The sequence below is a fragment of the Planococcus koreensis genome, assembly GCF_004761975.1.
GTDB lineage: Bacteria > Bacillota > Bacilli > Bacillales_A > Planococcaceae > Planococcus > Planococcus koreensis.
Genome location: NZ_RQII01000016.1, coordinates 1 through 12,880, shown reverse-complemented (window position 1 = coordinate 12,880; position 12,880 = coordinate 1). Strand labels below are relative to the sequence as shown.

General features: G+C 50.0%; 9 protein-coding genes. All 9 read left to right on the top strand.

Translation table 11 applies throughout. From position 1 onward, the window contains the following. Window position 1: 1 nt before the first annotated feature. The 9 genes from EGV91_RS03605 to icmF all read left to right on the top strand — a co-directional run bounded on the left by EGV91_RS03605 (window position 2) and on the right by icmF (window position 12,471). Complete coding sequence (locus EGV91_RS03605; RefSeq protein WP_135500812.1) at window positions 2-478, top strand: ECF transporter S component; 477 nt, start codon at window positions 2-4, stop codon at window positions 476-478. Further along, complete coding sequence (locus EGV91_RS03600; protein ID WP_135500811.1) at window positions 475-1,155, top strand: alpha-ribazole-5-phosphate synthase; 681 nt, start codon at window positions 475-477, stop codon at window positions 1,153-1,155. Before EGV91_RS03605 ends, EGV91_RS03600 begins: the two co-directional genes overlap by 4 nt. A 234-nt stretch (window positions 1,156-1,389) precedes the next feature. Then, window positions 1,390-3,528, top strand: a complete 2,139-nt coding sequence (locus tag EGV91_RS03595) for a (Fe-S)-binding protein (RefSeq protein ID WP_135500810.1) — start codon at window positions 1,390-1,392, stop codon at window positions 3,526-3,528. A 379-nt stretch (window positions 3,529-3,907) separates the two neighbouring features. Further along, window positions 3,908-5,104 (top strand): acetyl-CoA C-acetyltransferase, encoded by a 1,197-nt coding sequence (locus tag EGV91_RS03590; protein ID WP_135500809.1) that lies wholly within the window; start codon window positions 3,908-3,910, stop codon window positions 5,102-5,104. A 2-nt stretch (window positions 5,105-5,106) separates the two neighbouring features. Further along, window positions 5,107-5,958, top strand: a complete 852-nt coding sequence (locus EGV91_RS03585) for a 3-hydroxybutyryl-CoA dehydrogenase (protein WP_135500808.1) — start codon at window positions 5,107-5,109, stop codon at window positions 5,956-5,958. A 17-nt stretch (window positions 5,959-5,975) separates the two neighbouring features. Next, the gene (locus EGV91_RS03580) at window positions 5,976-7,112 is read left to right on the top strand and encodes an acyl-CoA dehydrogenase (protein WP_135500807.1); all 1,137 of its coding nucleotides are present in this window, start codon (window positions 5,976-5,978) and stop codon (window positions 7,110-7,112) included. Between the two features lie 304 nt (window positions 7,113-7,416). Beyond that, a complete protein-coding gene (locus tag EGV91_RS03575) occupies window positions 7,417-8,556 on the top strand; it encodes an acyl-CoA dehydrogenase (protein ID WP_135500806.1) in 1,140 nt (379 codons plus the stop codon). 15 nt (window positions 8,557-8,571) lie between these two features. Further along, window positions 8,572-9,216, top strand: coding sequence for a TetR/AcrR family transcriptional regulator (locus EGV91_RS03570; protein ID WP_135500805.1), 645 nt, complete (start codon window positions 8,572-8,574; stop codon window positions 9,214-9,216). A 3-nt stretch (window positions 9,217-9,219) separates the two neighbouring features. Beyond that, on the top strand, window positions 9,220-12,471 hold the full coding sequence (gene icmF, locus EGV91_RS03565) for a fused isobutyryl-CoA mutase/GTPase IcmF (RefSeq protein WP_135500804.1): 3,252 nt from the start codon (window positions 9,220-9,222) through the stop codon (window positions 12,469-12,471). Window positions 12,472-12,880: the final 409 nt, after the last annotated feature.

The window sequence follows — 12,880 nt, the reverse complement described above, 5'->3', positions numbered from 1 at the left end:
CATGCCGGCGAAAAAAATTGCGCTGTTTGCGTTGTTTATCAGTTTATCGGTCGTCGGCGGCATGATTAAAATTCCGCTGGGCATTGCGTCCATTGCGATGGATTCGATGCCGGCGCTTGCAGCGGTGCTGTTTTTGTCTGCACGGGGCGCGGGGCTCATCGCGGCGATTGGCCATTTGCTGTCAGCGATGCTGGGCGGCTTTCCTCTGGGGCCATTCCACAGCCTGATTGCCTTTGAAATGTTTGCGGCTGTATGGCTATTTGCCACGCTGCATCATGCCGGCTGGCGGAAAAGTAAATGGCTTGTATTTATTGCGGTTAACGGTCTAGTGGCAGCCGTTCCATTCTATTTTTTGCTGTCGCCCGCATTTTTCTATGCAACTGTTCCCGGCCTGTTAATCGCGTCTTCGCTGAATGCCGCAGCAGCTAGCGTTGTCATGCCAGTCCTGGCGGGCATTAAAGAGAAGGTGCTCTTATGAGGCATGAATTGGAGCTGGGCGACTGGATTGTGACTTCGGACAATAGTGCAGCCATCGGCGAAAAGCCCGCGGACAATGTCTTTGCCACTGATGCACTCACGGCGAAATTCGCGGCACGCGTCGCCTTGCTCGAACAATGGGCAGCCGGCAGTGAGCCGGAAGCACTTCTCCTTCATAATTTCAGCGGGGAAGATCAGTGGGAACGTTATGTGCAAGGGATTGAGGAATTATTTGCAGAAATCAGCCGGCCGATGCCGAAATGTGCGGGAAGTTCTGAAAGCAATATGGCAACGCTGCAATCCAGTATTGCCGTGACAATGTTTGGAAAGCGGAAGGCAGCACTCGATCAGCCAAGCAGGCTTTCCTGGTATATTTATGGCCAGCCGCTCGTCGGCAAGGATGTTCTTGAGCAAAGTGAACAGGTGGCAGAATTGAAAAAGATTGCTGATGCTTTATCGAATGGGCTGATCCAGCGTGTTTGGCCCGTCGGCTCTAAAGGAATCGCACGGGAAGCAGAATTGCTTTTCGGACAGAAAGTGAACGTTTCGGAAATCGTGGACACCGCAGCTTCTGCGGGACCGGCCAGCTGCGTGCTGATCGGCGTTTCTTCTAAAGAAAGAAAGCCATTGGAAATACATTTCGGCCCCTGTCTGTATCCATTAATACGGAAAGACTGAACGCATCGCCTTGCCGCGATGCTTTTTTTACATCCAAAATTTCTTCGTCAATATAGGGGCTATATTAATTAAAAGCGATGTGTATAATAATAAATGAAAACCCTTTCAAGTTTTGGGTTGACTGAATGCTCATTCATATTCTAATATAGAAATAACAATCGACATTATAACAGCGGTCACGTAGTATTTATTTAAGGAATTTTTGGAATATATATATAAAAGGGGGATTTCGCAATGGAACCATTGCTTATTGCTAACTGGATTCTGTTTTTGGCAATCACGGGCTACGCAGTTTACTTATTCATCTATTTGCTGAAAACGCGCTATGACTTCATCAAGCTCGGCAAAAAAGTGGAGTTCGAAGACAATTTCAACGAACGCCTGCGCAAAGTCATGGTCAATGTCTTTGGCCAGAAGAAGTTGATGAAAGACAAGAAGAGCGGAACAATCCACGTCATGTTCTTTTATGGGTTCCTGCTCGTGCAGGCAAGCGCCATTGATTTCATCATCAAAGGGCTAGTGCCTGGAGCACATTTGCCGCTTGGTCCGCTTTACCCGGCATTCACGTTTTTCCAGGAAATCGTCACGCTGACGATTCTTGTCGCAGTTGTCTGGGCATTCTATAGAAGATACATCGAAAAATTGGTCCGCCTGAAACGCGGCTGGAAATCCGGCTTGGTGCTGATCTTTATCGGCGGCTTGATGGTGTCAGTGCTAGTCGGAAACGGCGCATCCATGATTTGGCTGGATCACGAAAGAGCTTGGACGGAGCCAGTCGCATCCCTTTTTGCGACTTTATTTGCCGGCCTTCCTGAAACAGCAGCAGCAACTATTTTTTACGTCATGTGGTGGGCGCATCTCTTGTTCCTATTAACATTCCTGGTTTACGTACCACAATCAAAACACGCCCACTTGATTTTCGGGCCAGTCAATACATGGTTCCACCGCGTCGATCATGTCGGGCGTTTGAAGCCGATTAATTTTGAAGAAATGGAAGACGAAGAAGACGAGGACGCCATGCCGTCATTCGGCGTCGGCAAAATCACTGATTTCACACAATCCCAAATGATCGACTTCTACGCTTGCGTGGAATGCGGACGCTGCACGAATATGTGCCCGGCAACCGGCACAGGGAAAATGCTGTCGCCGATGGACTTGATCACGAAACTGCGCGATAACTTGACGAACACTGGAGCAGTTGTAACGCGCCAGAAACCTTGGGTGCCGGCAATGGCATTCAATAATTCGCAAGGCAACCAGCTCGCGATGGCTGCTGGTGCTGAAGGCATTTCAATCGACGAACTTTACAGCCCAAGCTTGATCGGCGACGTCATCACAGAAGAAGAAATCTGGGCGTGCACAACTTGCCGGAACTGTGAAGACCAATGTCCGGTAATGAACGAGCACGTTGATAAAATCATCGACTTGCGCCGTTACCTTGTGATGACGGAAGGGAAAATGGATAAAGATGCACAGCGCGCGATGACAAACATCGAAAAGCAGGGCAATCCATGGGGCCTTAACCGCAAAGAGAAAGAAAACTGGAGAGATGCACGCGAAGACGTCCACATCCCGACAGTTAAAGAAATGAACAAAGCCGGCGAAGAATTCGAGTTCCTCTTCTGGGTGGGCTCAATGGGTTCATTCGACAGCCGTTCGCAAAAAATCGCGTTGTCATTTGCCCGCCTGATGAACGAAGCAGGAGTAAAATTCGCGATTCTCGGCAATAAAGAAAAGAACTCCGGCGATACGCCGCGTCGCCTAGGAAACGAATTCCTGTTCCAGGAACTGGCGACTGCGAATATCCAAGAATTCGAAAAAGCGGAAATCAAGAAAATCGTCACGATCGATCCGCATGCTTATAACATCTTCAAAAACGAATACCCGGATTTCGGCTTTAAAGCGGAAGTCTACCACCATACCGAAATGCTGTTCGAACTGGTGCAAGAAGGCCGTTTGAAACCGCAATTCCCGGTCAATGAAAAAATCACGTTCCATGATTCATGCTACCTCGGCCGCTATAACGACGTTTATGACGCACCGCGTGAAATCCTGAAAGCGATCGAAGGCGTCGAGCTTGTCGAAATGGTCCGCAACCGCCAAGACGGCATGTGCTGTGGAGCAGGAGGCGGCTTGATGTGGATGGAAGAAGATGCAGGCCATCGCGTCAACGTGGCCCGTACCGAACAAGCCCTTGAAGTCAGCCCGACCATCATCTCTTCCGGCTGCCCATACTGCCTGACAATGCTGTCCGACGGCACAAAAGCGAAAGAAGTCGAAGACGAAGTCGGCACATACGACGTCGCAGAACTGCTGGAAATGGCGGTTATCGGCAAACAAGCACCAGTAGTGGAAGAAACAATCGTTCAATAAGAATTGCCAAAAGCGCGAAAATTGTATAAGATAATAGCATAAAGCAAGAAAAATGAAAGGGAGTCTAAAAACTCCCTTTTTGTTCGGAATCAAACCGAGCGAGCGTTCAGTCAATAATTTGGCCGAAAGGATTTCGGCCAAATTATTTGCGACGAAGCTAGCGAAGCGATGCAGGAGCAATGGGTTTGCCTCGAAGCTAGCGCAGCGATGCAACGCCCTTTAATGCCTCGAAGCTAGCGAAGCGATGCAGAAGCAGAGGCAATGTTTTGCGACGAAGCAGATTTAAATCTTCTTAAAGATATAACGATTTATTTAAAGCAAAACCCATATCTTTTTTCGTTTTTGTAAACGTTTACAACTCAAAAGGAGGAAAACACAAATGGCAAAAACAGTGATTATTGATGGAGCACGTACAGCATTCGGGAAATTCGGAGGCAGCTTGAGTTCGTTGAGCGCCAGTGATTTAGGGGCAGCGGCGATCAAAGAAGCGATGAACCGTGCCGGCGTCAATCCGGAAGATATCCAGGAAGTCATTATGGGCAACGTTTTGCAGGCTGGGCAGGGACAAATCCCTTCACGCCAAGCAGCGAAAAAAGCAGGCATCCCGTATCACGTAAAAACGGAAACAATCAATAAAGTCTGTGCGTCAGGCATGCGTTCAGTAACCTTGGCGGATCAGCTCATCCGCTTGGGCGATGAGGAATTGATCGTCGCTGGCGGCATGGAATCGATGTCGAATGCGCCTTATTATCTGCCGAAAGCTCGTTGGGGCCTTCGCATGGGCGACGCACAAGTCGTCGACGGCATGGTGCATGACGGACTTTCTTGCTCGTTCCATCCCGACAAAGTCCATATGGGAACATACGGCAACTCGACAGCAACCGACTTTGACTTGTCGCGCGAACAGCAGGACGCTTGGTCAGCCCGTTCACACGAACGCGCAATCATCGCCCGTGCCCATTTTGCAGAAGAGATTGCTGTTCTTGAAATTCCACAGCGCAAAGGCGATGCAATCAAAGTCGATCAAGACGAAGCGCCGCGCGAAGACACGACAACGGATACCTTGGCGAAATTGCGCCCGGCATTCGGCAAAGACGGCACCATCACAGCCGGAAACGCACCTGGCATCAATGACGGTGCAGCTGCGCTGGTGCTGATGAGCGAAGAGCGTGCGGAAAAAGAAGGCAAAAAAGCACTGGCTTATGTGCTTTCCCACGCGGAAGTGGCGATTGAGCCGCACCGTTTCCCGGAAACACCGGGCATTGTCATCAATGAAATCTTGAAGAAAACAGGCAAGACACTGGAAGAAATCGATTTATTCGAAATCAACGAAGCGTTTGCGGCAGTGGCATTGGCAAGTTCAAAAATTGCCGGATTGGATGCAGAAAAAGTCAACGTCAATGGCGGTTCAGTTGCACTTGGCCACCCAATCGGCGCGAGCGGCGCACGCATCATTTTGACGCTTGCCTATGAATTGAGACGCCGCGGAGGCGGCATCGGCATCGCAGCCATCTGTTCAGGCGGCGGACAAGGCGATGCAATCATGATCGAAGTTCCAAAACAGGAGGCAAACTGATAATGGCGATTCAAAACGTAATGGTAATCGGAGCCGGGCAGATGGGTTCCGGCATCGCACAAGTATGTGCACAAGCAGGATTCAACGTGAAATTGAATGATATGAAGCAAGAAGCATTTGACCGCGGCATCGCGGCCATCACAAAAAACTTGGCGCGCAACGTCGAAAAGGGCCGTTTGTCTGAAGAAGAAAAAACGGCAATTCTCGGGCGCATCACGCCATCCTTAGATTTGAACGACGCACACGATGCGGACATCGTTATCGAAGCAGCAGTCGAAAACATGGAAATCAAGCACACCATCTTCAAAACGCTTGATGAAGTGGCTCCGAAACATGCGATTTTGGCATCGAACACATCATCATTGCCAATCACTGAAATCGCGGCAGCGACAAACCGCCCGGAACAAGTAATCGGCATGCATTTCATGAACCCGGTACCGGTGATGAAGTTGGTGGAAATCATCCGCGGCCTTGCGACAACGGATGAAGTTTATAAAACGGTCGAAGAAATGACTGTCAAATTGTCAAAAACGCCAGTGGAATGCAATGACTTTCCTGGTTTCGTCTCTAACCGTATCTTGATGCCAATGATCAACGAAGCGATTTTCACGCTGCAAGATGGTGTCGCGTCAAAAGAAGCAATCGACGACATTATGCGCCTCGGAATGAACCATCCGATGGGCCCGCTGCAACTAGCTGATTTTATCGGCCTTGATACATGCCTTTACATCATGGAAGTGCTGCACGAAGGTTTCGGCGATAGCAAATACCGCCCAAGCCCGTTGCTGCGCCAATACGTTAAAGCCGGATGGCTCGGCAAGAAAACGGGTCGCGGATTCTACGAATACAGCTAACTTTAGGGGGAACCGCAATGGATTTGCGATTTACAGAAGAACAATTGATGATGAGAAACATGGTGCGCGATTTCGCGAAAGAAGAAATCACACCGTATATCGAAAAAATGGAAGAAGGACATTTCCCGAGGGAAGTCCTGAAAAAAATGGCGGAACTCGGCTTGATGGGCATCACGGCTCCTGAAAAATTAGGCGGCTCTGAAATGGACTTTACGTCATACATCATCGCCATCCACGAATTATCGAAAGTCAGCGGCGTCATAGGCGTTATTCTTTCTGTCCATACTTCAGTCGGCACAAACCCGATCTTGAACTTCGGCACAGAAGAACAAATCCACAAATACGTACCGAAGCTTGCTTCTGGCGAATACTTGGGTGCGTTCGCTTTGACGGAACCATCAGCCGGTTCGGATGCAGCAAGCTTGAAAACGAAAGCCGTGCTCCAGGGCGACCATTACGTGTTGAATGGCTCAAAAGTGTTCATCACCAACGGAGGCGAAGCCGATACATACATCGTTTTCGCATCGACTAAACCGGAAGCTGGTTCACGCGGCATTTCTGCTTTTATTGTTGAAAAGGATTACCCGGGCTTAATCATCGGCAAAGACGAAAAGAAAATGGGCATGCATGGCTCACGCACGGTCCAGCTGACTTTCGAAAATATGAAAGTGCCAGTTGAAAATCTATTAGGACAAGAAAACAAAGGATTCAGCATCGCTATGGCAAACTTGAACGTCGGACGCATCGGCATCGCTGCACAAGCGCTTGGTATTGCAGAAGCGGCTTATGAGCATTCAGTGGCTTACGCGAAAGAACGCGTCCAATTCGGCAAACCGATTGCACAGCAGCAAGGCATCGGCTTTAAATTAGCTGACATGGCGACGCAGGTCGAAGCAGCGAAATTGCTGGTTTATAACGCGGCAGACCTTTACGCCCGCGGCAAAGATTGCAATAAAGAAGCGTCAATTGCGAAGCTATTCGCTTCAAAAGCGGCGATGGACGTGGCAATCGAAGCGGTCCAAGTGTTCGGCGGCTACGGCTACACGGAAGATTATCCGGTGGAAAGATTATTCCGCGACGCAAAAATCACGGAAATCTACGAAGGCACAAGCGAAATTCAACGCATGGTCATCAGCAAGCAATTGGTGAAATAAATCTCTATCTTTAATCGATATTCCGCAAAACAGCTACGCTTGCCGCGGGCGAGCGCCAAGCCTCCTCGGTCACTTCGCTCCCTGCGGGGTCTTGGCTGTCTCGCTATCCCGCAGGCGTCTCCGCTGTTTTGCTCCATATCGAGAGATATCTTAGCGAAGGCGCGTCAAAGAGCTAGGCGAAGCTATGAGACGAGTGGTCTTCTCGGCTCATGGCGAGAGCCATGCCCAAAGCGTCCGAAGCGGTGTATGAACTTTAAGTTATTATATTCAACTTAATAAAATAATTAATTGGAGGAATTTGACAATGAATTTTCAATTGAGTGAAGAACATGAAATGATCCGCAAAATGGTACGCGACTTCGCGAACAAAGAAGTGGCGCCGACGGCTGAAGAACGCGACGAAGAAGAGCGTTTTGACCGCGAAATTTTCGACAAGATGGCAGAACTTGGCCTAACAGGCATTCCATGGCCGGAAGAATACGGCGGCATCGGTTCGGATTATTTGGCTTATTGCATCGCTGTTGAAGAATTATCCCGCGTCTGCGCATCTACAGGTGTAACGCTTTCTGCGCATACATCACTTGCTGGCTGGCCGGTATACACATTCGGAACAGAAGAGCAGAAACAGAAATACTTGCGCCCGATGGCTGAAGGAACGAAAATCGGCGCATACGGCCTGACAGAACCAGCTTCAGGATCGGATGCTGGCGGCATGAAAACGAACGCTAAAGAAGATGGCGACCATTACATTTTGAACGGTTCAAAGATCTTCATCACAAATGGAGGCATTGCGGACATCTACATCGTCTTCGCAGTAACGGATCCGGAATCGAAGCATAAAGGCACGACTGCGTTCATCGTCGAGAAAGACTTTGAAGGCTTCTCAGTCGGCAAAAAAGAAAAGAAACTCGGGATCCGTTCAAGCCCGACAACAGAAATCATTTTCGACAATTGCCGCGTACCAAAAGAGAATATGCTTGGCGAACTTGGCCAAGGCTTCAAAATCGCTATGCAAACACTTGACGGCGGACGCAACGGCATCGCAGCGCAAGCAGTCGGCATCGCACAAGGTGCAATGGACGCTTCAATCACTTACGCAAAAGAGCGCGAACAATTCGGCAAGCCGATTTCAGCCAATCAAGGGATTTCATTCAAATTGGCAGACATGGCGACTTCAATCGAAGCTTCACGTTTGTTGACGTATCAAGCGGCTTGGCTTGAATCGAACAAAATGTCCTACAGCAAAGAATCGGCAATGGCGAAATTGATGGCCGGCGATACAGCGATGAAAGTCACAGTTGAAGCGGTTCAAGTATTCGGCGGTTACGGCTACACGAAAGATTATCCGGTTGAGCGTTTCATGCGTGACGCAAAAATCACACAAATCTACGAAGGCACACAGGAAATCCAGCGTTTGGTCATTTCCCGTATGGTCACGAAGTAAGCGGAGGGATCGCTCATGAACAGAAAGCGTGAAGTCCAGTCCTCCGTGAAAGACGAAAGCCTGATTGCGAAGCGCCGGGCACAGATGATCCGGGGCGCTGTCACGCTTTTTAAAGAAAAGGGCTTTCACCGGACGACGACAAGAGAAATCGCAAAAGCTTCAGGTTTCAGCATTGGGACATTGTACGAATATATCCGCACCAAAGAAGACGTTCTGTATCTCGTCTGTGACTCGATTTACGACGAAGTGCATGCGCGCTTCGACGCACTCGATATCGAAAAAGGATCACTCGAAGTGCTGGTCACAGCCATCGGCCATTATTACGGGCTGATCGACGACATGCAGGATGAGTTCGTGGTCATGTACCAGGAATCCAAGTCGCTGCCGAAAGACGCATTGCAATATGTGCTCAATAAAGAAATGGAAATGGTTTCTTTATTCGAAGGCTTGCTCGCGGATTGTGCAGAAAGCGGCGAAGTGAAATTGTCGCCGAAAGAAATCACGCTGGCAGCCCATCATTTATTCGTCCAGGGACAGATGTGGGCGTTCAGGCGCTGGGCGCTGCGCGATTTCACCATTGAAGAATTCATCGAATTACAGACTCAATTTCTGCTGCAGGGGATGGCAGGGGAAAAAATCACCATACAGGGGGTTAAATAGATCATGGCAACTATACAAGAACAATCGACCTACAAGCCGAAGAACCATGTACGTTTCGTCACGGCTTCAAGCCTATTTGACGGCCACGATGCGTCAATCAACATCATGCGCCGCATTTTGCAGTCAAACGGTGCGGAAGTCATCCATTTGGGGCATAACCGCTCTGTAGAAGAAGTCGTCAACGCGGCAATCCAGGAAGATGTGCAGGGCATCTGCATTTCTTCTTACCAGGGCGGCCACATGGAATACTTCAAATACATGCACGATTTGCTGGCCGAAAAAGGTGCCGGCAACATCCGCATCTATGGAGGCGGGGGCGGCGTCATCTTGCCGCGCGAAATCAAGGAACTTGAAGAATACGGCATCGCCGGCATCTTCTCGCCGGAAGACGGCCGTAAAAAAGGCCTTCAAGGCATGATCCAGGAAATCGTCGAAGAATGCGATTTCTCCACTGTGAAAGAAGACCTCCCAGCGGACGCTGTCTCTGCAGAAGATCCGGTCGGCTTGGCGCATATTATCACGGCGGCTGAAGAAGCCCACACGCGCGAAACCGATACGGACGCATTGCTTGCGGCAGTCCGTGCGAAATCGAAGAATACACCTGTACTGGGGATTACAGGTACGGGCGGAGCGGGCAAAAGCTCGCTGACGGATGAATTGATCCGCCGCTTCCTGTCCGAACTTCCGGATAAAAAGATCGCCATTTTGTCGATCGACCCGACCAAACAGAAAACGGGCGGCGCGCTTCTTGGCGACCGCATCCGTATGAACGCGATCTTCAACAATCGCGTTTTCATGAGAAGCTTGGCAACTCGCGGTTCGCGCACGGAAATTTCACGCGCGCTCGGCGATGTCCTTGACGTCGTGAAAGCGGCCGGCTTTGACTTGATTGTCGTTGAAACGAGCGGCATCGGCCAAGGGGACGCGGAAATCGCGAACTTCTCGGACGTGTCGATGTATGTCATGACAAGCGAATTCGGCGCACCGACACAGCTTGAAAAAATCGACATGATCGATTACGCGGATTTGATCGTTATCAATAAATTCGAGCGCAAAGGCTCGGAAGACGCGTTGCGCCAAGTGCAAAAGCAATTCCAACGCAGCCATTTGCGCTGGGATGATGAACTGGAAAAAATGCCGGTATTCGGTACAATCGCCAGCCAATTCAACGACAAAGGCACAAACTCCTTGTTTGCGGCATTAGTCGGCATCGTCAATGAAAAATGTGGGACGGACTGGACAACCGATTACGAGCAGTTTGCGAAAACGCAAAAAGAGAACTTGATCATTCCAAACGACCGCCGTTATTATTTGCGCGAGATTACAGATACGGTCCGCGGCTACCATGCGAAAACGATCGAACAGGCTGCATTTGCACGCCGCATCTTCCAGCTTGAAGGCGCCATGGAAACGGTGAAAGAAAAAGCGCCTGACGATGCGCTTTTGGCATCCCTCAAATCGCTTGCTGACGGCATGCGCGATGAGCTGACAGCGGAATCAAAACGCATTCTTGAAAACTGGAAATCCATTAAAGACGCTTACGCCGGCGACGAGTTCGTGACGACCGTCCGCGACCGAGAAATCCGCACGATTTTGCGGACAGAGAGCCTTTCAGGCTTGAAGATTCCACGTGTGGTGTTGCCGAAATTCGAAGATTACGGTGAAATTTTGAAATGGGTTTATTTAGAAAACGTACCGGGTTCATTCCCTTACACTGCTGGAGTATTCCCGTTCAAACGTGAAGGCGAAGATCCAAAACGACAGTTTGCAGGCGAAGGAACTCCGGAACGCACAAACCGCCGCTTCCATTACTTGTCGAAAGACGACGACGCGAAACGCCTGTCGACGGCATTCGACTCGGTGACGTTATACGGTGAAGACCCTGACCACCGTCCCGATATCTACGGAAAAGTCGGCGAATCAGGCGTGTCGATCTGTACGCTCGAAGACATGAAAAAATTATACGAAGGCTTTGATTTATGCGCTCCGTCCACTTCGGTCTCCATGACGATCAACGGACCGGCACCGATCATCCTGGCCATGTTCATGAACACGGCAATCGATCAGCAAGTGAAGCTGAACGAAGAGAAATTCGGCCGTGCATTGACGCTTGAAGAATTCACGGAAGTCCGCGAAAGCACGCTGCAAGTCGTCCGTGGAACAGTGCAAGCCGATATCCTGAAAGAAGACCAAGGGCAGAACACATGCATCTTCTCGACGGAATTTGCGCTGCGCATGATGGGCGATATCCAGCAATACTTTATCGACCATAAAGTGCGCAACTACTATTCCGTGTCGATTTCCGGCTACCACATCGCGGAAGCGGGAGCGAACCCGATTTCACAATTGGCGTTCACCTTGTCGAACGGCTTCACGTACGTCGAGTACTACTTGAGCCGCGGCATGAACATCGATGATTTCGCACCGAACTTATCGTTCTTCTTCTCGAACGGCTTGGATCCGGAATATACGGTCATCGGCCGTGTGGCACGCCGCATCTGGGCAGTCGTTATGCGCGATAAATACGGCGCCAACGAACGCAGCCAGAAGCTGAAATACCACGTTCAAACTTCTGGGCGCAGCTTGCACGCGCAGGAAATCGACTTCAACGATATCCGCACGACCTTGCAGGCATTGATGGCGCTGCAGGATAATTGCAACTCGCTGCACACGAACGCTTATGACGAAGCCATTACGACTCCGACAGAAGAATCAGTGCGCCGCGCGATGGCCATCCAAATGATTATCACGAAAGAGCACGGCTTGTCCAAAAATGAAAACCCGCTGCAAGGCGCGTTCATCATCGAAGAAATGACGCAACTCGTCGAAGAAGCGGTGCTTTCAGAATTCGACCGCATCAACGACCGCGGCGGCGTCCTGGGCGCGATGGAAACTCAATACCAGCGCGGAAAAATTCAGGAAGAGTCCATGCATTACGAAATGAAGAAACACACGGGAGAATTGCCGATCATCGGCGTCAATACGTATTTGAACCCGAATCCGCAAACGGACGATGACATCAACGCGATGGAAATCGCCCGCGCTACAACAGAAGAAAAAGAAACGCAAATCGCTAACCTGCGTGCTTTCCAGGAACGCAACGCTTCAGAAGAAGCCTTGGCGCGCTTGAAGCAGGTCGCGAAATCAGGCGGCAACATCTTTGAAGAATTGATGGACACCGTGAAAGTGGCGAGCCTTGGCCAGATCACAACGGCTTTATACGAAGTAGGCGGGCAATACCGCCGCAACATGTAAGCGAATCAAGCAAACCGCTTGCGGATCATCTCCGCAGGCGGTTTTTGCGCGTTTCTAATGGAGTGAACGTCCTTATCTTTTATAAAAAGCTTTTCGCTGGCGAAAAGCCTCCTTTTCCGCTCTTGCACTGAGTATTTTGGATCGAGAACAGTAGATGTTGGCGAAAAGGCAGCGTGAAAAGAGCAGAATGGATGCATTTCGCAGGCGAAATGCGAAAAAACATGCTGGAGGGCGGGGTGTGGAGCGGGAGAGTTCGGAATTTGAGGGTGCGGCGGGGATTTATGCGCGTTCAGGAGAATTTACGCGCGTTCGCGGAGATTTACGAGCGTTCAGAAGAATTTACGAGCGTTCGCGGAGATTTACGAGCGTTCAGAAGAATTTACGAGCGTTCGCGGAGATTTACGAGCGT

What these genes read in the sequence shown, in the direction of transcription:
- EGV91_RS03605 (WP_135500812.1), top strand. Translation starts at nt 2, where the DNA reads ATGCCGGCGAAAAAAATTGCGCTGTTTGCGTTGTTTATCAGTTTATCG.
- EGV91_RS03600 (WP_135500811.1), top strand. Translation starts at nt 475, where the DNA reads ATGAGGCATGAATTGGAGCTGGGCGACTGGATTGTGACTTCGGACAAT.
- EGV91_RS03595 (WP_135500810.1), top strand. Translation starts at nt 1,390, where the DNA reads ATGGAACCATTGCTTATTGCTAACTGGATTCTGTTTTTGGCAATCACG.
- EGV91_RS03590 (WP_135500809.1), top strand. Translation starts at nt 3,908, where the DNA reads ATGGCAAAAACAGTGATTATTGATGGAGCACGTACAGCATTCGGGAAA.
- EGV91_RS03585 (WP_135500808.1), top strand. Translation starts at nt 5,107, where the DNA reads ATGGCGATTCAAAACGTAATGGTAATCGGAGCCGGGCAGATGGGTTCC.
- EGV91_RS03580 (WP_135500807.1), top strand. Translation starts at nt 5,976, where the DNA reads ATGGATTTGCGATTTACAGAAGAACAATTGATGATGAGAAACATGGTG.
- EGV91_RS03575 (WP_135500806.1), top strand. Translation starts at nt 7,417, where the DNA reads ATGAATTTTCAATTGAGTGAAGAACATGAAATGATCCGCAAAATGGTA.
- EGV91_RS03570 (WP_135500805.1), top strand. Translation starts at nt 8,572, where the DNA reads ATGAACAGAAAGCGTGAAGTCCAGTCCTCCGTGAAAGACGAAAGCCTG.
- icmF (WP_135500804.1), top strand. Translation starts at nt 9,220, where the DNA reads ATGGCAACTATACAAGAACAATCGACCTACAAGCCGAAGAACCATGTA.